Below are 21,481 nucleotides of genomic sequence, written 5' to 3' on the forward strand. Positions count from 1 at the left end.
ATGATAAAAATTCATTGAATTGTGATCTTATGGTCAAAAAATACCGTATGGCAGATGTCTAACCGCTATTTTGTGCTATGACTGTTACTTGTGCCGCTGTCTTGTTTGCGGTGTTTGCTGTGACTGTTGAGTGTTGGCTTATGCTTGAATGTTGACGTGCCCTAAGGGAATGGCCGTGTGGTCCTTAACCTTTTTGAGGACAAAGCTGGAATGCACCCCTGCGATATGCACGTTGGTCGTGAGTTTATCTAACAGGAAAGTGCGAAAGTGCGCCATATCTTGTACTAGCACTTTAAGTTGATAGTCGGCCTCAGAGCCCGTGATCAGCGCGCATTCTTGGACTTCTTCGTAGGCGAGTGCATTGGTTTCAAATTGATTGAGAATCGCCGGCGTATGTTTCTCCATTCGAACATGGATATACGCGGTCAAATGCAGGTTGAACTTATCCGCCGACAGACGCGTTGCATAATCGGCAATATAACCCGCTTCTTCTAAGGCTTTAACACGGCGCGAGCAAGGAGATGGCGATAGTCCGACTTTATTGGCCAGTTCGAGATTCGATAATCTGCCGTGAGTTTGCAGTAAGCGCAGAATTGTTAAATCGAGTTGATCGAGTTTGTAGGGGTGAGTGTCTGTCATTGAAAGCTTAGGGTTAACTGAGTCAGCCTCTAGTTTGCCAGTCTTCGCGGACTTTGCCAAAAATCTTGATCAAATGAGACATTTTAAGGTTGTGACAGTGATAACGGATAGAGATTTTGGGAGTCGTGCTGTTTGGAACTCCCGTTATTTACCGCTATTGTTATGATACTAATAAGAGTGAGACACTGTATGCGCTTGAGTTTGTTGCTAATCTGCTTATTCATATTACCGACTTATGCATTTTCTGCATCGTTAACCATTGGTAGCGCTCTAAATCGACCGCCTTATATTATCGAAGATGCTGAATCAGGGCTTGAGATCGAGATTATTAAGGCCGCGTTTAAGGAAATGGGGCAGCCAGTCAACTTCAAATTCTACTCTCGTAAACGCCAAGTTTTATATTTCAATAAAGATCGATTAGATGCTGTAATGACGATGAACCCTGCAAATGGCGTTGATGGTTATTGGTCCAATGATTATGTTGAATATACCAATGTGGCGATCAGTTTGGCCGAACAACACCTTGAAATAACACGTATTGTGGATCTTAAAAAGTACAGTGTCGCCGCTTTTGAAAATGCTCGCTTCTTACTTGGCCCTGAGTTTAATGCCGTAGCGCAACAGACTATTTATCGTGAAGTCGATAGCCAATTAAGCCAGAACCGTATGTTGTACTTAGGTCGCATTAATACTGTGATTGCCGATCGTTATATATTCGCTCAACTGAATAAGTTCGTTGAGGATGATGTTGATACCCAGCAAGCATTAAGCTACCACTTTATTTTCCCCCCAACATCCTATCGAATGGTGTTCCACAACTCAGTGGCGCGGGATACTTTCAATCAAGGGCTCGCTAGAATTAAGGCCAATGGAATTTATCAGGCTCTAGTGGCAAAATACTTAGGCAGTGCTTAGCAATGCCTAAGTATTTAACTTCATAGTGTTTGAAGCTGTCGTATGTGAGTCGACAGCCAAATCCAGACGCTGAATTAACAGCGTTAGCGCTCAGATCCTTTAGCAAACGCATGCGAGAGTGGACGCAACTTACTGACAAAGAACACGCTACATCCGCTGATGATGGCGGCTAAAAAGGTTGAAAACAGCACATCCTGTGGCCAATGCATGCCAAGCAGCATACGGCTTAATCCCATCAAAAATCCCCAGCTCCATAACGCCATGACTAAGCTAGGTAATCCAGCGAGTAGCAAATAGTAGCTGGCGGTAAGCACTAGCGTCACAGCAAAAATGGTATGTCCCGAAGGAAAAGAATAGCCGATTTCATCTTCCCAATGCTGATGGATCCGTGAGTCGAGTTTTAAGGCGGGTTCTGCAGCGATCAAGCCATCGAGTGCATTGGCAATTGTCTTTGAACGTGACTGTTTATCCAATTGATAAAAGGCATCGAGTGAAAGCGGTTCATGCTTAGGCAGTGCTTGTTCTGCTAGAAAAACGAGATTAGGTCTGGGTTCTTTAAAATAGGATTTGAGGGTGTGGCTTAAGCCTAAACTGATAACTTGGCTGAGGCTGATGGCAAAAAATAAACTTATAAAGAGTGGTTTAGGCATATGACGATAGGCGATCGCCAATACAAACAAGACTGTTACGACGCCATAGGGCGCAGTACCTGTCATGGTAATCCAATATAAGGTTTTGGCTAAGGTAGAGTGCAGATCGATCAGTGGAAACAGCTGATTCTGTGTCAGTAATAGTAAGCCCGGAATGGTTGCCAACAGTATCCAAGCTAAACCTAAACGGCGTAAAAGATAGACGCTATGGGTCAAAATATAAGCCTCTTCATAAAACGCCATAGGCTACAACGCGGCAATGGTTTTGCCAATAAAAAAATCCCGACAGCAAAAGATGGTGCTGTCGGGGGTCTTCAAGGGTGGATCGGTAGGGCGCTATTGCGCCGTGTTCTTAGGGTGATGCCTAGTCACGAACATCAAAATCAACAGTACGACTAACAGTAAACCTGAGCCCATCAATAGGGCGTAATCTTCCAGTTGCAGTATCGAGTACAGCACGGCATATAAACTCACCAGCATGATGCCTACTAATGCACCGCGCTTAATACTTGCTGTGGCACTCCCTACATAAGCCGATACCGACAGCACGGGAATACAGGCGGCAATTAAATAGGCATGCAAGAAGGCTAGATGTTCAGATAGCGAGAGTAGTAGCAAATAGAACAAGGCCATGGCGCTGCCGACTAACACATATTGAATCGTGCTTAGGCTGGTTTTTTGTCCGATTTCGAAGATAAACAACATGATAAAAGTCAGCACGATAAACAGTAGGCCGTATTTTACCGAGCGATCAATCTTGCCGTAGTGAGTCACTGGTTCGAATAAAATCGCATTGGCCGACACTTCAGTGAGAGTCGATTGATTACTCTTAATAAACTCTTGTGGATAGTTACGGGTTAAGTGGCTGATATTCCAACTTGCAGTAAAGCCTTGCGCGTTGATGTCCCGTTCTGCGGGTAATAATCCCTTAAAGCTTGGATGCGGCCAGTCGGCGCGAATATTGATTAGCGTTTGCTCGCCTAGTGGCAATGCGCTGATAGACTGAGAGCCGCGTAGTGTCATGGCAAAATCCACACTAAAATCACTCGCTTCGCTGACTTGGATCTTTTGATTAAAGCCTTTTTCTAAACCGCCAGTGGTTAACCCCGTGCCAGACATCAGTGATCCAGAGAGTAATGTCGATTCACCGGTGATTTCAATTTTTTCTACTTTATCAATTGCTTGATTCGATGACACCCCAAAGACTAACCGGGCATTTTTGTTATCGAAGGCGATAAGGTTAGGAATATCATAACGGTTAAGGCTGAAGTCGGCCTGACCTTGTAGAGCTGCGTTATACACCAGCGATTGATAAATGCCACGGGTGCGAAAATCATGTTTTAGGTCTAAGTCGAGGGTGAGCTTTTTCGGTAGGATCACTAGCTCATCTTGATAGGTACGCTTCACTTCATGGCGAGTTTTACCGTCGTTACTGACTTCTTCTTGCAACACAAAATAGCTGTAAGGGATCACCAGCGCAGGACCTGAGAGGGTTTGCTGCTCACCCCATGAACGGCCGATTTCATCGACAACGCTGTGGTAAAGGGCTTGGCGATCAGAAGTCATATCCATAATGATCCCCAGCGGGATCAACGCGAGGATTGACAGTATGCCAATGGTTAAGGCTTTTAATAAGGTGGTGTTTTTTAATGCCGTTCCCTTTGCGGTGGCTACTGCCCACGGTTCTTGTGCTGACATATCGATTCCTTGACTTCGATTAAATTTTTTGAGGAGTGCTCGCACCACTAAATAGGCTGCGCTACCAAATAAGGCCAAACTAAGTAGGGTGAGTACCCAGAAAATAATGCTGAACATTGAATTTCATTCCCTATGAAATACGACCGAGACTTATCCGCTAAGATTGTGCAGAGTTAACTCGGTATCACGGCGGGTATTAAAACAGATTTTTTTACAAAAGTTGCGGGCAAGTTGCTGATCAATAGTGGCAAAATTATGGCGATTGCCGCTAAATCCATACTCATTATTCAAGTTTATGAATCTGATAGTGGGATGTCTTTGCCAAATTTTGGGTGTTTTTTCTCGTAGTCATTTTCTTTTTTAATATGTTTGAGCAGTGCTTCGAAGCTTTGTTTAAAGACGTCAAGTTCTGCGGAATAGACTACGGCATGGTGGGAAAACCAGTGGTGTTTTTCTCGATCACGGTTATTGTAATCGGGCCAAATACGCAGCTCATACTCATCACCCATGACGACAATGACATAGGCAATGGCGCCATTGCTAAAGATGATACATTGGGGCAGGTACACCAGCTCTTCGCCTTTAAATAACTCATACTCTATCGCTTCGGTGCGCCAACTCACTATCGGTAGCGGCGCCTCGATAGAGCAACCAATCGACTGATGCTGATTAAACAGTACGGCGTTAATGTCATCCATTGAAAAGGGCTGGTGATCGCCATTTTTAGCAGCAAGTGAATACAAGATATTCATCAAAAATGGCAGCTTAGTGCCATTACCCGTTTTGCGGCCGCAGAGTTGTGCTTGGCGATAGTAGATATTCATCATCAATCCTTAATGAAGAGCCTATGCCAGATAGGCTCTATTTCGAGTCGTGAAACTAACGGACAGGTAAACCGATAGCCGTTAAGGTATAAATGGCTTATGTTATCCGAAGATACTGCCTAGTGAGTAGACTTGTGCGTACATTTCACAAACCTACTCGTTGAATAGTGTGATAAATACCTTTATTTTCAGTTTGTTATGTTTTTTTCTCTGGTTTGGTATTTGCTTGTCGTTGAATTTGGAGAATCGATGTCTAATCCCTTTTCACCCCGCGAGTGGCTGCAATTAAATATGCAGCAGCAAGGATTATTGCAACCATATACCTCTGTCACCGAGGCAATTTCACGTCTCAGTTATGTACAAATTGACTCTATCAACGTGGTTGAGCGAGCGCATCATCATGTGCTGCATAGTCGTATGCCAGAATATCAGCCAAAGATGCTCGATATGGCTTTAGCCAAAGGAGAGATTTTCGAATATTGGTCCCATGCGGCAGCTTATTTACCAATTGCCGATTACCGTTTTAGTTTGCAGCGTAAACAGCTGCTGCAAAATGGCGGTAAGCATTGGTTTGAGCCCGACGATAAAATAATGCAGGAAGTGCGGGCGCGAATCCTCGCAGAAGGGCCACTCAAGGCCAGTGATTTTGAACATAGTGAAGCTAAAAACGGTACCTGGTGGGATTGGAAACCTGCGAAAAAAGCCCTAGAGCAGCTCTTTATGCGTGGTGAGTTGATGGTGGTGCGGCGGGAGAAATTTCAAAAGGTTTACGATCTTACCGCGCGTGTGCTGCCACAAGATGTAAATGCCAAAGTACCGACAGATAGTGAATTTACCCGCTATCTAATTGATCGTTATCTTGATGCCCACGCCTTCGGTACTGCGGCGCAAATGGCTTATTTACGCAAAGGTATGAAATCAGCTGTAGCCCAAGAATTGGCAGAGTTGTTAGCTCACGGGCTATTAGCGTGTTTTAAGGCTGCGGGCCAAAGCTACTTTTATCGCCCTTCATTACAGCTAAATGCACCATTACCTAATAAAGTGTGGCTGCTTAATCCCTTCGATAATTTATTGATCCAACGGCAAAGGTTAAAGCAATGGTTTGATTTTGATTATCAAATCGAAGTCTATGTCCCAGCCGAAAAGCGTCAGTATGGTTATTATTCTTTAGCAATTCTGTGGCGCGACACTTTTGTTGGCCGCGTGGATGTTAAAGCCGATCGTCAAGCTAACCTATTGCTATTACAGCAATTGATTTTAGAAGAGGGCGTGATGGTGAATGGCTTAGATGAGGATTTCTGTGCGGCCTTTGATATCGCAGTCAGTGAATATGCTCGTTTCAATGGTTGTGACCGCTGGAAGTTAGTTAAGGCTAACCATAAAGGCCTTAAGCAAAAGTATGCTCGCCAACAAAAGCTTTAATTATTTGTCTCTTTAGTTGGAGCATCCATAAAGCGAAAGCAGCCATACAGTAAGATTAGATACAGCAGTGGCAACGCAGCAATGACTAAAGATGAAGAAGTCGCAGTGCTATCGCTCGTAATGCGATAACAGGGGATATACACGGCGGGATAAATTAGGCTTCCCCATAGAAAACACTGATTCATCAATCGATAGATAAAAGCGGGTTTAATGCTTGATTGACTGGCCAGTCCCATCAAACTGGCGAGAAGCACACCAGGATAAGTGAGTAGCGGCAGGCCACCAAGCAACAATAATCCCCAAAGAAGATAGTCCTGATAGTGTGTGCTGATTGTGACATCCATTGTAGCTTCATTCCTTGATTGTTCGACGCTAAAGCATTAAGTCTGTTTATGCTCTGGTTGCAGCGGTGGCTTTACTGCCAGCCCTTGCTGCATCTTAAGCCAAAAGCTTTGCTGACATAGATTGCTAAAGGATTTTTGCTGCGGCGAAATCGCAATATGAGCTGTTACAACCCGATAGCTGAGCCAATAATCTTCACAAACCATGTCTGACTCATAAGCTTGTTTATCTTGCTCGCTTAGCTTGCTAATCACAACCCCGTTATCGAAGTGATAAAGCGTTATGGACTCACAAATCTCCACATTATCATCGTGATAGGTTTGCTGCTCGTTTGATTGGCTTACCACGTAGACAGGGCTTGGATAGCCTTCAATAGCAAGGATATAGCTGGCGAGTTGTTGCATTATTTCCCCAAGTGACTCAATGCTTGAAGTGTTAAAAACAAAAAGCACAGCTGCGCTATCGCTAACTGTGCTCTTTCAAACATGCATGATAAGTTAGCCCGCCGCGTTGAGCTTTTTTTCTAACTCATTGACTTGAGCTTGTAGGGCTTCTAATTTTTCGCGGGTTTTCAGTAGTACATGTTGCTGCACATCAAATTCTTCACGGGAAACCATATCCAACTTGAGCAATTGATTTTGCAGTACTTGCTTACTGCGCTCTTCAAATTCACCGGCAAATTGCTTTAGACCGCTGGGCAAACTTTCGCTCAATTGTTTCGCCATTTCTTCGATTTTCTTTGGATTGATCATAATCTTGTCCGCCTCTTTACTGAATAGCTCGATTGTAACTCAGTACGTTAGCTTTCAAAAGTAAAGCAGACGCGTGAACACTTTAGTTGGCTGTTGTTGGGGTTTATATCACGGAGAGGCTTATCTACAGAGTTGAGTTCTGCTCAACCTAAGCGGGGATTTGTTAGCCTTAAAACTGTCGATTCTGCTATGATCCCATCCCTTTCTGTCGACTTGTTTGGATATTGCGCAAAGATGAAACTCAATCCCGCCCAAAACGATGCTGTTCATTATGTTTCAGGCCCTTGCCTAGTATTGGCGGGTGCGGGTAGTGGTAAAACGCGCGTAATTATCAATAAAATCGCTTACTTGGTCGAAAAATGTGGCTATAAGGCGCGTAATATCGCGGCGGTGACCTTTACCAATAAGGCTGCCCGCGAGATGAAAGAGCGGGTCGCTCAGTCGATGGGCCGCAAGGAAGCCAGAGGTCTGTGGATTTCGACCTTCCATACTTTAGGGCTTGAGATCATTAAACGCGAGCATAAGGTCTTAGGCTTAAAGCCAGGCTTTTCGCTGTTTGATGATCAAGATACCTTGGCACTGCTCAAAGAGTTAACCCAAGACGAGTTGGATGAAGATAAAGATTTACTCAAGGCACTCGCCAGTACCATTTCAAACTGGAAGGGTGGCTTAATTATTCCCGAGCATGCACGCAAAATCGCTAAAGATGAGCAACAGCACTTATTTGCCATGTTGTATCAGCGTTATGCTCAACATATGAAAGCCTATAACGCTTTAGATTTTGACGATTTGATTCTGATGCCAACCTTATTGTTACGCCACCATGAAGAAGTGCGGACGCGCTGGCAAACCAAGATCCAATATTTGCTGGTGGACGAATATCAAGATACTAATACCAGCCAATATGAAATGGTAAAGCTGTTAGTGGGTGATCGGGCACGCTTTACTGTGGTGGGGGACGACGATCAGTCTATCTATTCATGGCGCGGTGCTAAGCCACAAAACCTCGTGTTATTGGGTAAAGATTTTCCGCAGCTTAAGCTGATTAAACTGGAGCAGAACTACCGTTCTAGCCAGCGGATCCTACGGGCTGCTAACATTCTTATCGCTAATAATCCCCATGTTTACGATAAAGCCCTGTTTAGCGAGCTTGCCTATGGTGAGCCGTTGCGGGTGCTGTTTGCCGCCAATGAGGAGCAAGAGGCTGAACGTGTTGTTGCCGAAATTGTGCGGCACAAGTTTGTTGGCCGTACTCAGTTTGGCGATTATGCGATTTTGTATCGGGGCAACCATCAATCACGGTTACTCGAACGCGCACTGATGACGAACCGTATTCCTTATAAATTGAGTGGTGGTACGTCATTTTTTGCTCGTGCTGAAATTAAAGACATCATGGGCTATCTAAAGCTCGTGGTGAATCCCGATGACGATAATGCTTTCCTGCGCATCGTTAATTTGCCTAAACGTGGCATAGGTCCATCAACCTTAGAGCGTTTAGGTAATTTTGCCAACGAGAAGCATATTTCTATGTTTGCGGCGATTTTTGAGCCTGAACTGAATCATCATTTACCGCCTGCGGCTATGTCATCTTTGTATCAGTTTGGTCGTTTTATCGTGGAGACTGGGGATCATGCTGAACGTGGTGAACCCGTCGAGGCGGTGAAGCATTTGATCCGTAAGATCAATTATGAAGATTACTTATACGAAACCAGCACCAGTGCCAAGGCCGCTGAAATGCGGATGAAAAATATCTCAGAGCTTTACCGTTGGGTGACTGAGATGCTCGCGGGTGATGAGTTAGATGAAGCTATGACTCTACCAGAGGTGGTGACTCGATTGACGCTCAGGGACATGATGGAGCGCAATAGTGAGGATGAAGGCGGCGATCAGGTGCAGTTGATGACCTTGCATGCCTCTAAGGGCCTAGAGTTCCCGTTTGTGTTTATGGTTGGGGTAGAAGAACGTATCTTGCCCCATCAGACCAGCATAGACGAAGACAATGTCGATGAGGAGCGTCGGTTGGCGTATGTGGGTATTACTCGAGCTCAACGAGAGCTTTGGTTCACCCTCTGCCGCGAAAGGCGCCAATTTGGTGAAACCATGCGTTGTGAACCAAGCCGTTTCTTACTTGAGTTACCTCAAGATGATGTGGTGTGGGAAAATCGTAAGCCACAACAAACGGAACAGGAGCGGATGCAAACGGGGCGAGCAAATATTTCTAGCTTAAGAGATATGTTTAAAAAATAGCGAGCGGTTTCGCTTACTATTCTTTTAAATCAGCTACTTATTTTTTACTAGGCATATTCGAGCTGAGCACATATCTGTGGTTGGGTTTCACATAAGGTAAAAGTGTCGGCTAAAGAAGCCCCCTGGCCCAGCTGATAACCCAGTTCACTGAAGATACGTTTTTGTTCAGGGTTATCAATGCCATCGACAAAGGTTTGAAGCTCTAAGGTTGATGCCGTTTTTTGATAGGCTGACATTAACTTAAGCTGTTGCTCGCCTTGTATTTGTTTGGTGAGGTTGGCATCGAGTTTTAAGCCTTTTATCGGCAGAAACAATAAGCTATTTAATGCACTATAGCCGCTACCGTATTGGCTGATGCCGAGTTTTACCCCGAGTTTCTGCAACAATTCAAAGCCATTGATATGATTTTCAGTTTCTTGCACTAGGGCTTTTTCATTGAAGAATAACCACAAATGGCTCAGGTTTAACTGGGTTTGCTTGAGAGTGTTTTTCAAACTGCGCAGTACATGCTTATGCTTGAGATGTTGGCTCGAAAGCATGACATGTAATTCAACAGATTCATCATGTTGTTTGAGGAGTTGGGGATAGCTGCTATCTATGATGCTGATCGTATATTTATCGAGCTCAACGGTAAGGTGTGACTGTTCAGCAAGCGTGCTAAGTTGTTCCTGCTGTAAGAGCCCACGCTGCGGATGTTGCCAGAACAGGCGGCTTTCTAATGCATGCACTTGACCTGTTTTAAAATTGACTACTGGTAAGTAACTAAGCTGTATTTCAGCATGGTGTAATGCATGTCTAAATTCAGTTTCTAACTCGACATCCTGCATGGCCTGATGTTGGGCGTTATCATCAAAAATAACATAGCAACCTTTACCATTGGCTTTCGCCTGATACATGGCAGTATCTGCATTACGTAACATAGATTCACTGGTATCAATTCTGTGTTTGCCACTGATGGTGATACCGATACTGGCTCCAGAACTAAATTCCATTGTGCCAAGTCGATAGGGCTGGGATATTTTTTGGATCACTCTTTCTGATATATCTTTCGCGTCGTTGATGTTGTTAATGCTATCGAGCAGTATCACAAACTCATCGCCACCGAGTCGCGCTAAGGTGTCGTTATCACGAATGCAGGACTTGAGGCGGCTTGCCGTCTCAATTAAGAATTTATCACCCTCTAGGTGTCCCATAGTATCGTTAATCTGTTTGAAGCGGTCGAGGTCGATAAACAGTAGGGCAAACTGTTCTAAGCTATGGCGACGAACATGCTTGATCGCTTGAGATAAACGCTCCATAAACATAGCGCGATTAGGAAGGCCTGTGAGTGCATCATGTTTGGCATCGTGAACTAGCTTGGCTTCCATACTACGGCGTTGTTGAATTTCTTTCTCAAGACTTTTATTCAGTTCGGCTAACGCTTTGGTACGATCAATAACCTTTTCTTCTAGCTCTTCATAACTGCGTTGTAAGGACTCTGCGGACAGCTTTTTCTCGATAGCCGAGCCTATATGTTGTGATACAAATGTCAGTAATTCTAAGTCTTTAACTTGGTAATTCTGTGTCATGCTAAAACTGTAAATCGTTAACGCACCACGAACTTGATCATGGATAAAAAGCGGGATTCCGATCCACTGATGCATGGTTTGAGTATGATTTAACGCTGGCGCTTGGGAATACAGCTCACCAGAGGCAATTAATGCATTGATACTGCTTTGATCTAGCAATAGTGGGCGCTTATGTTTGAGCACATATTCGGTTAAGCCGTCTTGTAGCGGCCGAGTGCCTGGGTGCTTATTGGCTAATTGCGATACATAAAAAGGAAACGTGAGGTGGGTTTCTGTGTCGTTTAATAGGGCGATATAGCAGTTATTGGCCGGAATTAAATGTCGAATAACATTATGCAATTGGGCATAAAAGTCTGGGTTGTCTGCACTGGAACTTGCTAGCTCGGCGATTTCGAACAGTGATTTTTGTAAGCGTTCAGCTCTACGCCGTTCATAGACTTCTAGTTTTAACTTATCGTAGGCTTGGCTGAGTTCTTTTGTCCTTTGCTGGATAGCTTGCTCTAATTGTTCTTGATGTTTTAGCCGTTCCATTACCCCAGCAATATGGTGACAAATGAACGTCATTAACTCGAGTTCGATTTCACCATAACTGATATTAGTGTCATAGGTTTGCACCACTAACACACCCGTTACTATATCATCTTGTTTGATGGGCACGCCCAGCCACAGATGACAGGGAGAACCTAAATTAACAATTTCTCCAGCGGCAATCAGTTCATTGACTGTGTCATTGTTACACAACAAAGCTTTCCCAGTTCTGAGTACGTAGCCTGTTAATCCTTGCTGTAATAATGTAGATAGTGATTGTTCAGGATAAAGCTCCGCTGGATGGGCATCTTTCTCATCAGCGAAAAAGGGGATGGCGAGTTCACCTGTGTGAGTATCCAGGGTTGAAATAAAAAAATTATCAGCGGGAATGAGCTGTTTTAGATGGCTATGTACGCCAACATAGAATTCTTCGAGTGAAGAAGCATGAGTCGCAATATTGGATATTTCGAGTAATGCGTTTTGAATGATCTCAGCATGCTTATATTTATGCGCTAATTGTTTTAAGCGAATAATTTTTTTGCGTAAGCGTTCAGTTTCACTCACACGCGGCTGGCCAGTTTCATCTTCATCCTTAAACATGATACTCACTAGTTAAATATATGTTTGCTTTTACCAAAGTCTATAATTAGCATGAAATACTGTAACATCCAAGTCATATTTTGGCTGCATTCCGCTTTAAAAGTCAGCTAATGTGATAAAACTTGAGCAGTCAGTAAAAAAAGTGCAAAACAGCTATAGACTCAAAGGGGATTTGACCCTAGTATATGCGGCGCTAACCAAGGCGAGCGCCCATAGCTCAGCTGGATAGAGCGCACCCCTCCGGAGGGTGAGGCCGAAGGTTCGAATCCTTTTGGGCGCACCACTTCCGAATAGAGTTGTGAGCTTTAAGGTTAGTAAAGTAAGTGAAAATCAGTGGTGATTGTAGCTCAGTTGGTAGAGTCCCGGATTGTGATTCCGGTTGTCGTGGGTTCGAGCCCCATCAGTCACCCCATTCATTTACTTTGATATAAAGATTTTTATTCTCGGTGATTAGCGCAGTCCGGTAGCGCATCTGGTTTGGGACCAGAGGGTCAGAGGTTCGAATCCTCTATCACCGACCAAATTCTTCGCGTGACTAGCGAGCTTAATGTAAGTTAAGTAAATAGTTAATGTTTACGGTGATTAGCGCAGTCCAATAACGCATCCTGATTTTTTGGATGAAAGTGGACGAGAGGGGGAACCCTCTAAGCGTATGTAAACAATAGTACAAAATTTACGGTGATTAGCGCAGTCCGGTAGCGCATCTGGTTTGGGACCAGAGGGTCAGAGGTTCGAATCCTCTATCACCGACCAAATAAGTAGAAAAGCCTCAGCATTCATTAATGAATACACTGAGGCTTTTTTGCATTGGCGAAATGGAACTTACTCACTTGCATTATCATGTTTGTTGTCGCTTGATAGCGCATCCTTAATGAGTATAGAAGTTGACTACAGTTCTTATTTACACCTGGCAGATTTGCTGAACTGTATCGGCATAGTCACTCAACCGTAGAAAAAAAAGCTCCTTACGGAGCTTTTTGTTTGCAAAATCACTTCTTAATAATACGGCTTAGTCAAGATTCACTGGCGGGGCGATAAAGCCTTGATAGGCATCTGTTCTAAGCTCGTTAAAACGTTCTAGCTGAGCTTTTTCTTGAATACCCGTCACTATGACTTGAATGTCCAATCCTTTTGCTACGTTGATTAGGGCGCGGCACAATTCGCTATTGTGGTGTGTCTCATCATAGTAGGCGAAGGATTGATCCAGTTTCACATAGCTAGGTCTTAATTCCTGTAGATAAGACATAGAGCCAAACTGACGACCAAAGTGGTCAATACCAAACTTAGCACCGTTATCGCGAATGATGTTACATAAGTGCTGACATGACTTAAGATCACTATAAACACCAGCCTCAGGGATTTCGAAGCAGATACGCTCAATAAATGCGGCATTTCGCAAAAATTGATTTAGCCACTCATGGAACTGAGGATCGTTAATACTTTGGTGGGTTAAGTTAATTGCGAGCGGTTCATAGCTCCGCTCGAGCAGTTTTTGCTCGTACACAGTTTCAATTAAGCATTTATCGAGTAAGGCACCAAGTGATAATAACTCGATATACGGCATAAATTGCCCTGCATGAGCGAGTTGATCACCAAGCTCTAATTGGCAATACAATTCCCGTTGCGCTATGCCATCACCATCGCAAAATTGGATGGGTTGCCATCTAAACTTAAACTTCTTATTGCTGATAGCATGGCTGAGGTTATCGCGCCATTGCTCGCGGGTGAATAATTGCTGCTCTGTGGTTTCAAACCAGTGGAAGGTTTTATTCTCTTGTAACGCTTTTTGAAGGGCATTGTCGGCTTGGGCCAAAATATCAGATACATTCATTTGCCCAATACGTTCTGCAATACCGATAGCAAAGTCTTCGTTGGGCTTACAGCCTGCTTTTGACATTTCTTGATTGATGGTACGGATAAGTGTTTGTAAATATTTACTGATCTGATCGTGTTCAACATCGGTCACTAAAAATGCAAATTCATAGGCGGCAATACGCCCTATGACCGAAGGCGTTATTTCGTTTAATTGCTGTTGAAACTTTTCTGCGAGGATCCGTATGGTTTCATCTCGAACTTGATAGCCATATTTACTGTGCACTTCTTCGAGCCAGTCGAGTTTGGCGAGGAATAAAGCACCGCTGCTAGGTTCACTTAACCAACCATTTAAACGACTTACTACATATTGGCGGTTAGGCAGGCCTGACGCGGGATCGACAAGATTCTTCTTACGTAACGCGCCAACCTCTTCGTCAAGAGAATGGAACACTTGTTTCAATTGAGCTGACATGCTGTTAAATGCAGTCACTAAGTCTTTTAATTCGGTTGTTTTGGGTAGTGCCATGTCTGGACCAAATTGGCGTGCTGCGATACTTTTCGCGTGTTCAGATAGGGTGTGGAGAGGTTTCAATATCCATGTTAAGCCTACTCTTGCAGTAAAAATAGCAACGAGAAAAAGTAGTGAGAAGGCTATGATGGTATTGGACATGATTCGCCATAGTTCATGATAACCAAAACCAGGATGAGCAGTGATTTCAAGCTGTGCTAGCTGCAGCCAACCCGAGGTGATAGTGCTTTGTTTTTTTATGGTTTTAAACAGATCTAGATTGATAAACCATTGAGGGACATCTTCAATTTTTAAAGGATTATTCCACTCTTGTTGCTTACCATCGACCATCCAAGTCAATTTTACATTTTGATAGTAACCACCTTCAAAAATAACATTCACTAAGGTTTCTGCCGCTGCGGTATCGCCGGCTTCGAGTGCTGGGGTAAGCATTAGACCGAGTGAAGTGCTGGCATTGTTTAGATCGGACTCCATTTGCTTTGTTAAAAAGCTTTGAGTCTCAGTGAATTGCACATAGCCAAGGCTTGCAACTACAAGCAAGAACAGGCTAAAAAGCAGCGAATAAATCTGTCTAAACAGTGTCATTTTTGGTGCTACTCCAGTTTTAATTTTGGTTGCCTAAGACGGTCAACACCTAATCTATGGTTAAGATCGTTCCATTTTTCTAATCGTTTTGAGGACCCTGCCAGTACGCCTCGACCTTGCTCTTTATTGAGCCATAACTGTTTACCGTTAAAGCTATAAACAGGCAGTAGATCTTTTCTTTTTGTGGCGGGTTTTATTTCATGGTCAAGATTATCGAGCACTAAAGGAATTGATGATGGTGTTTCATAGTAAGCCAATACCATGTGGTATTGATTAACCGTAGTGGCTTTAACCATAGTGATCCGCATCTTGTCCTCTTGAACACCAAGTTGGAGTAGAGTGAAGTATTTTGCGATCGAAAAGTCTTCGCAATCACCGCCATTCACACCAATAAACTCCATCGGCGTTGCCCAATAATTCGAGTCTCCCCATAATTTACTGTCATCCACAAAACGGAATAAATTAAAAAAGTTATTCACCTTCAATAACTTTTCTTTTTCATCTAGCGTACTCGCTTCCGATAACACTTTGAACCAAGCCCTTGCTCGCATTCCAGCACGTTCGCCGTAATGTTTTTCTAGGGTTGAAGTTATCTTCACTTCATCAAGGTTTTGTGTGGGGGCCGCATATAGGCAACATATGCCTAGGGCTGACGCTATTAGGCTAAAGCGGCAGACTCGCAATAATGAATCTTTATAATCAAGTCTGCCGTTCATAACCTAATGTGTTAGTCCTTTATTTTGAGTTGTCATCGACCGAGTAAATTGTCCATTTCATGTCTGCTGCCGTATCATCGCCAGTGACTTCTGCAACAACACGACGGTTACGAATTTCTGCTTCCGGCGTCTGTTCTAAAACAATTGGGCGGCTAGAACCATATCCAATAGCAGTTAATCGACTTCTATCAATACTAAAGCGTTCAGCCAGTACAGCGGTGACAGCATTTGCACGTTCTTGAGATAATACTGTATTTCGTTCATCGGTTCCTGTGCGACTCGTGTGACCTTCGATAGTCACTTTGGTCGTTGGATACTGACGTAGAAAAATAGCCACCTCTTCAATTTGAGGATAGTACTCAGGCGCAATATAAGCAGAGTCATTCGGGAATAAAATATTTATTTCCTTTCGCTCGTTAATCGCTTTTATTTTGCCACAGCCATAGTTATCAATACCTGCCCCTTGGGCTGTGTCGTTGCAGCGTTCACGGGCTTCAATGACACCATCGCTATCTTTATCAGATAGATCATAGGTTTGAGTTGTGACCATTTCGTCAATATTAACCGTATCGCGCATCGAACAACCAGCTAAAAGAGTGACACTTAGAAAAAATGTGAGAGTTTTCATTTGTTAGCTCCTCCTTCATAATTGCGCTCTCCGCGCCACGCATCAGGTCTAGTGACTTTAAGTGAGTCTAATAATCGCCCTGTAGAATTGAGCACGCGATACTTAGCAATAACTTCATCATATTCAGCTTGTAAGTAGTCTTTACGCGCCTCGAAGAGCTCATTTTCGGTATCTAATAAGTCGAGTAGACTGCGTTGGCCTAAGTTAAACTGTTGCGCATAGGCTGTTTGAGTATCCTTTGCGGCCACGACATGATCGCGAATATATTGTTTTTGCGGCGCTAGCATTTCAAATGCGTTCCAAGCTAGGTTTACCCCTTCAACAACTTCACGTTGGGCGCGTTGGCGGATTTCTTTCGCTTCACCCAACTTGTAAGCAGTTTCTTTTTCACGGGCAAGATCTTTACCCCCCGCAAATAAGTTGTATCTCACTCTCACCATGGCGACGAGATCGTTACTATGACCACCCACATCACTGCGGAAAGCACCAGCACCTGATATTCCATCTTCGCCGCTGATATCGTTATTCCAGTTACCATTCAGTTCTAAAGAAACCTGAGGATAGTAATTGGATTGTACTGAAGAGCGTTCATTTTCAGCGGCACTAATATCGTTTGCTGCAGATTTGAGTATGGGGTGATTCTCTTGCGCAACAATAATGCCAGAGCTAAGATCCTTTGGCAGCATGTCTGCATCTGGCACTGGTAATATTAAGTCTGCCGGAGCCGACGCTACAATTTTGACGTACTGTGCTTTTGCATCAAGTAAATTGTTGCGAGCAGAAATAACGTTAGCATTAGCACGCGCCAAACGTCCCGAGATTTGTGATAGGTCTGCGATTGAGCCTAAACCTGAGTCAGTACGTTGTTTAATCTGGTCATAAATTTCTTTATGGCTGTTAAGGTTTTTCTCGGCTAATTTTAACACTTCATCGGTGCGTAAATAGTTGAGATAGACTTTACTGACATCGAGTGCCATATCTTCAGCTGCAGCAAGCAGTGCCCATTGGTCTGCGCTAGCTTCAAAGCTATAACGATCAACTTCACTGCTGGTGTAGAAACCATCGAAAAGCATTTGTTTTATGCTAACACCAAACTCTCCGGGATTTAATTCAGCCACCCCTTTGCTATCGACTTCGCCGATATTGGGTCGTCTACGTGTCGATACGCTGTCGGTTTGTTCGTAACCGTAGCCACCATTGACATCAATAGTTGGCATATAGCCTGCTATCGCTTGATTAACTTGTTCTTCTCGCGCTTTAAAGCGGTTGAATGCCACTCGTAAATCTGGGTTTGTATCTAGCGTATGTGCAACGGCTTGTTCTAACGTCTGACTTTGAGCCGATAAAGGTAACAGGATTAATGACAGCACTATGGCTATCTTTGAACATTGAAATTGTCGTATTGCTGAAGTCTTCATGACCAACCTCCCGGTTTATAAAAAAAGGCTTAGTGCTCTCTGAGCGCTGTGTCCTTAGCCCTTAAAATTGGATTTAAAATGTACTCAAGTATGGATCTTTGCCCCGTGATAACGTCAACTGAAGTTAACATTCCCGGAATAATTGGCATCTGTGTGCCATCGTTTTTGGTTAAACTAGATTCTGCTGTCCTAACTCTGATGAGATAAAAACTATTGCCTTCTTCATCTTGAGAGGTGTCGGCACTAATATGTTCGACAGTTCCTTTAAGGCCGCCATAGCGGGTAAAATCATAGGCGGTAATTTTTACTACGGCGGGTAATCCTGGATGTAAGAAAGCGATATCTTTAGGCAAGATTTTAGTTTCTATCAGCAGTTGATCTTCCGACGGTACTATCTCGATAATATCGATCCCAGGTTGCACTACACCACCCAGTGTATTGATATGTGTGGTTTTAATGGTGCCATTAACAGGGGAGGTGATAATCGCCTTACTGACTTTATCTTGTGCGCCAACTTGTGCTTCATTCATTCGAGAGAGGCGGGTTTGAGTTTCATTGAGCTGCGCGCGCAGCTCTGCAGCGTAAACAAATACGGCTTCACGGCGTTTTAAGATAGCCTCATCTAATGCCGCTTTCACTTTAGGGCGGAGTAAACGCATTGAATTCAATTCACCTTGCAAGTCGTTTACCGTGCGTTCGAGTTTGAGTAACTCAACTTCAGGAACAATACCTTTTTTGGCTAAAGGTCGAGTGAGTTCAAGCTCGCGGGAGATTAGCTGCATGCTCGTCGTTAATGTCGTTGTTTTAGAGGCGAGATCATCAATTTCTTGCTGTCTTTGTTGAATTTGACGTACGAGGATCTCAAGTTGGTTACTTAAGTTATCTAAGCGTCCGTTGTATTCCTCTTGTTGTCTTTTCACTAAGGCGGGTTCCGCAGCAATGATAGCTTCAGGGAATATCAATGCTTCTTTAGTAATTAGCACTTGTTCACGCCAATCAGAGGTCATGTCTGATATTAGAATGCTGTCGAGTTCGGCGCGCATGCGGATAGCATTGGTTTTTAAGCCATAAACTTCTTGCTCTTGTTGAGCAAAGTCGGAGCGAAAGCGGGTATCATCAATACGCACTAAAGGCTGCCCTTTTGTGACTATCTCACCTTCTTGAACGTAGAGTTCTTGCATTATGCCGCCATCTAGACTTTGGATCACTTGAACTTGTGATGAAGGAATCACTTTTCCCGTTCCAGTCGTAACCTTATCTAATTGAGCAAACCCCGCCCACAGTAAAAAACACACTACCATAGCAGCAAGTGCCCATATGATTAATCTGTGTCCGCTGGGAGCGTCTGTCATCATGGCGCCATAGACATCATCAACCATGTCTAAGTCGTTTGTTGTTAAATGTTTACTCATCTTTTAGCCTCTCCGTTCACTAGGCCAAAATTGAGTTTTTCTAGCACTTCTGCTTTAGGTCCATCGGCAACCACATGGCCGCGTTCAAGTACAATAATGCGGTCGACGAGTTGCAATAAATGCATCTTGTGGGTAATAAGAATTAACGTTCTATCTTTGCTGACATTTTGCATTGAACGAATAAATTGTTGTTCAGCGCGAGCATCTAAACTCGCCGTAGGCTCATCCATCAGTAACACAGGGGGATCATTCAGTGTGGCGCGAGCAAGGGCGACAGTTTGTCTTTGCCCGCGACTGAGTGACATGCCGCCTTCGCCGACCTGTTGGTCTAGGCCTTCTGCTTCTAGGTTGGTGAATTGACTCACACCAGAAAGCTGTACCGCGCGGATGAGTTGATGTTCAGTGACTTGACGTGTACCAAATAAAATATTGTCGCGAATAGAACCATGGAATAGGGTGACATCTTGGGGTAAGTAGCCAAAATTACGACGTAAATCACTCGGATGAATCTGTGCTGAGTCTAAACCGTCGTAGCGCAAGCTTCCTGCCGTGGGTTGAAATAGCCCGACCAGTAGCTTAGCTAGCGTACTTTTACCTGAACCATTTCGACCGATAATGGCAATGCGTTCGCCAGGATTAATCGTCAGCGACATCGGATGCAGCACAGGCTTTTCAGAACCGGGATAACTAAAACCAACATGATCAGCATTGATCTTGCCTATGAGTCTTTGTTTGCTAACTAAATGTCCTTTATTTTCAAACTCATCTTCTTGAGTCATGATTTCATTCAGTTGGCGTAGTGCACTGGCTGTGTGGTTTGCTCTCGTCATCAGGCCTGCAAGTTGTGCCATAGGTGAAATGGCGCGGCTCGATAGCATGACCGCAGCAATAATTCCGCCCATAGATATCGCATTATCAGCCACACGATAAACGCCCAAAATCACCACGCAGACAACGGTAAATTGCACCGTAAAGTTCGCTACGTTCGATACTGAGTTGGAGAGCTTTTTTGACCTTAATTGCCAGTTTGCACTGTGGCCTATCATCTGTTGCCAGCTTTTTTGCACAATTCCTTCAGCACCATTAGCTTTAATTGACTCTAGCGCTGATAAGCTCTCGATTAAATGCCCATGTTTTAAGCTTGAAAATTTATTGCCTTCTTCGATTGCCGCTTTGAGTTTAGGTTGAATATAAAGCGTGAAGCCAATAATGATGATGCCGCCAATGACTGGAACTATAGCGAGATCACCAGCGACAATAAAAATAATAATTAAGAAAAATATCGCGAAGGGGAGATCGACTAAAGTTGTGATCGTTGCCGAAGTTAAAATTTCACGAATATTATCGAATTCACCTAACTGCTTCGCCATGCCGCCGATACTAGGAGAACGTTTTTCTAGGGGAATACCTATCGCTTTAGCAAAAAGTCGCGAAGACACAATAATATCTACTTTTTTTCCTGCAACATCGATGAGGTAACTTCTAAGTTGCCGCATGATAAGATCGAACATATAAGCAATCGCCGCACCAATCGCTAAAACCCAAAGGGATTCAAAGGCGAGGTTTGGGACAACTTTGTCATACACATTCATAATAAATAACGGTGAAACTAAGGCGAATAAATTCACCAATACAGAAGCGATTAATGCATCACGATAAATGGGTGCTGAATCTTTGAGGGTTTGGACTAACCAGTGGGTTTTATTATCGTGTAGATAAACATCAAAGCCCATGTCGCCACGGTATTCTTGTTTGACTAAGAATAAATATCCCACATATAAGGCTTCGAGCGACTCAATTGTCAGTGTCTCTTCACCGCCCGTCTCGGGTAATTGAATAATTGCTTTATCTGATGCAACATCAAGTTCTCGCAATATACAGGCTTTTTTGTCTTTTAATAATAAAATACAGGGGAGCAATATAGGTGATACTTCGTTTAATCCTTTTCGAGATAGCTTAGCCGCTAGACCCGCTCTTGAAGCCGCCTGAGGTAATAAGTCAGGTGATAATACGGTACCTGACAAGGGTAAACCTGCCGCAAGCGAATCGCTCGAGCACGGATTGCCAAAATGCTCAGTGAGTAACACTAAACAATCCAGCAAAGGATCCACTAACACTCTTTGTGAGGCTGAAATGGTCCATTGATCAATTTTTTCAGAAGCTGCAGCAGACACCTAATTACTTATCCTTTGG

17 protein-coding genes and 4 tRNA genes are annotated in these 21,481 nt (G+C 43.7%); 7 read left to right on the forward strand and 14 right to left on the reverse strand.

From position 1 onward, the window contains the following. Nucleotides 1-138 precede the first annotated feature (138 nt). A complete protein-coding gene (locus L5L94_RS15915; protein WP_105253008.1) occupies nt 139-639 on the reverse strand; it encodes an Lrp/AsnC family transcriptional regulator in 501 nt (166 codons plus the stop codon). Nucleotides 640-828: 189 nt separating this feature from the next. Between L5L94_RS15915 and L5L94_RS15920 the strand changes: the two genes are divergently transcribed. Further along, on the forward strand, nt 829-1,554 hold the full coding sequence (locus L5L94_RS15920) for a substrate-binding periplasmic protein (protein ID WP_263163980.1): 726 nt from the start codon (nt 829-831) through the stop codon (nt 1,552-1,554). 83 nt (nt 1,555-1,637) lie between these two features. Here L5L94_RS15920 and L5L94_RS15925 read toward each other — a convergent pair whose 3' ends face one another. The 3 genes from L5L94_RS15925 to L5L94_RS15935 all read right to left on the reverse strand — a co-directional run bounded on the left by L5L94_RS15925 (nt 1,638) and on the right by L5L94_RS15935 (nt 4,726). Continuing rightward, nucleotides 1,638-2,447: a phosphatase PAP2 family protein gene (locus tag L5L94_RS15925; protein ID WP_263187171.1), complete on the reverse strand. Its 810-nt coding sequence runs from the start codon at nt 2,445-2,447 to the stop codon at nt 1,638-1,640. A gap of 93 nt (nt 2,448-2,540) precedes the next feature. Then, complete coding sequence (creD, locus tag L5L94_RS15930) at nt 2,541-4,019, reverse strand: cell envelope integrity protein CreD (RefSeq protein ID WP_263163982.1); 1,479 nt, start codon at nt 4,017-4,019, stop codon at nt 2,541-2,543. Nucleotides 4,020-4,195: 176 nt separating this feature from the next. Beyond that, nucleotides 4,196-4,726, reverse strand: coding sequence for a hypothetical protein (locus L5L94_RS15935; protein ID WP_263163984.1), 531 nt, complete (start codon nt 4,724-4,726; stop codon nt 4,196-4,198). Nucleotides 4,727-4,975: 249 nt separating this feature from the next. Here L5L94_RS15935 and L5L94_RS15940 point away from each other — a divergent pair, with 249 nt between their 5' ends. Next, nucleotides 4,976-6,148: a winged helix-turn-helix domain-containing protein gene (locus L5L94_RS15940; protein WP_263163985.1), complete on the forward strand. Its 1,173-nt coding sequence runs from the start codon at nt 4,976-4,978 to the stop codon at nt 6,146-6,148. Here the strand turns inward: L5L94_RS15940 and L5L94_RS15945 are convergent. The 3 genes from L5L94_RS15945 to ubiK all read right to left on the reverse strand — a co-directional run bounded on the left by L5L94_RS15945 (nt 6,145) and on the right by ubiK (nt 7,242). Beyond that, the gene (locus L5L94_RS15945) at nt 6,145-6,492 is read right to left on the reverse strand and encodes a hypothetical protein (protein WP_168825950.1); all 348 of its coding nucleotides are present in this window, start codon (nt 6,490-6,492) and stop codon (nt 6,145-6,147) included. The two genes, L5L94_RS15940 and L5L94_RS15945, sit on opposite strands and share 4 nt — an antisense overlap. Before the next feature lie 36 nt (nt 6,493-6,528). Further along, entirely contained in the window at nt 6,529-6,894 is a 366-nt protein-coding gene (locus L5L94_RS15950) for a hypothetical protein (RefSeq protein ID WP_173247981.1), read from the reverse strand. A 93-nt stretch (nt 6,895-6,987) separates the two neighbouring features. Continuing rightward, nucleotides 6,988-7,242, reverse strand: coding sequence for a ubiquinone biosynthesis accessory factor UbiK (gene ubiK, locus L5L94_RS15955; protein WP_006083441.1), 255 nt, complete (start codon nt 7,240-7,242; stop codon nt 6,988-6,990). Nucleotides 7,243-7,476: 234 nt separating this feature from the next. On the opposite strand from ubiK, the gene rep reads away from it, so the two are divergent. Further along, entirely contained in the window at nt 7,477-9,489 is a 2,013-nt protein-coding gene (rep, locus tag L5L94_RS15960; protein ID WP_212600651.1) for a DNA helicase Rep, read from the forward strand. A 47-nt stretch (nt 9,490-9,536) separates the two neighbouring features. On the opposite strand, the gene L5L94_RS15965 is transcribed toward rep, so the two are convergent. Then, nucleotides 9,537-12,185, reverse strand: coding sequence for a diguanylate cyclase domain-containing protein (locus tag L5L94_RS15965; RefSeq protein WP_263163988.1), 2,649 nt, complete (start codon nt 12,183-12,185; stop codon nt 9,537-9,539). Nucleotides 12,186-12,391: 206 nt separating this feature from the next. Between L5L94_RS15965 and L5L94_RS15970 the strand changes: the two genes are divergently transcribed. From L5L94_RS15970 to L5L94_RS15985, 4 genes are all read left to right on the forward strand, one after another. After that, a tRNA-Arg gene (locus L5L94_RS15970) sits at nt 12,392-12,468 on the forward strand. A gap of 53 nt (nt 12,469-12,521) precedes the next feature. After that, nucleotides 12,522-12,597 (forward strand) — tRNA-His (locus L5L94_RS15975). A 32-nt stretch (nt 12,598-12,629) separates the two neighbouring features. After that, nucleotides 12,630-12,706: transfer RNA gene (locus tag L5L94_RS15980), tRNA-Pro, on the forward strand. Between the two features lie 155 nt (nt 12,707-12,861). After that, nucleotides 12,862-12,938: transfer RNA gene (locus L5L94_RS15985), tRNA-Pro, on the forward strand. A gap of 256 nt (nt 12,939-13,194) precedes the next feature. On the opposite strand, the gene L5L94_RS15990 is transcribed toward L5L94_RS15985, so the two are convergent. From L5L94_RS15990 to L5L94_RS16015, 6 genes are read right to left on the reverse strand one after another with little or no spacing between them, the layout of a single operon-like run. Next, entirely contained in the window at nt 13,195-15,114 is a 1,920-nt protein-coding gene (locus L5L94_RS15990; RefSeq protein WP_173496181.1) for an EAL domain-containing protein, read from the reverse strand. An 8-nt stretch (nt 15,115-15,122) separates the two neighbouring features. Next, nucleotides 15,123-15,830 (reverse strand): transglutaminase-like cysteine peptidase, encoded by a 708-nt coding sequence (locus L5L94_RS15995; protein WP_105250450.1) that lies wholly within the window; start codon nt 15,828-15,830, stop codon nt 15,123-15,125. Between the two features lie 19 nt (nt 15,831-15,849). Continuing rightward, a complete protein-coding gene (locus L5L94_RS16000) occupies nt 15,850-16,458 on the reverse strand; it encodes an OmpA family protein (RefSeq protein WP_105250449.1) in 609 nt (202 codons plus the stop codon). Beyond that, nucleotides 16,455-17,876: a TolC family outer membrane protein gene (locus L5L94_RS16005; protein WP_212600653.1), complete on the reverse strand. Its 1,422-nt coding sequence runs from the start codon at nt 17,874-17,876 to the stop codon at nt 16,455-16,457. The genes L5L94_RS16000 and L5L94_RS16005 overlap by 4 nt, the downstream gene beginning before the upstream one ends. Before the next feature lie 29 nt (nt 17,877-17,905). Next, entirely contained in the window at nt 17,906-19,288 is a 1,383-nt protein-coding gene (locus tag L5L94_RS16010) for an HlyD family type I secretion periplasmic adaptor subunit (protein ID WP_131523362.1), read from the reverse strand. Beyond that, nucleotides 19,285-21,462, reverse strand: coding sequence for a type I secretion system permease/ATPase (locus tag L5L94_RS16015; protein ID WP_105250446.1), 2,178 nt, complete (start codon nt 21,460-21,462; stop codon nt 19,285-19,287). The genes L5L94_RS16010 and L5L94_RS16015 overlap by 4 nt, the downstream gene beginning before the upstream one ends. Nucleotides 21,463-21,481 lie beyond the last annotated feature (19 nt).

This window comes from Shewanella sp. SM21 (assembly GCF_025654335.1).
GTDB lineage: Bacteria > Pseudomonadota > Gammaproteobacteria > Enterobacterales > Shewanellaceae > Shewanella > Shewanella oncorhynchi.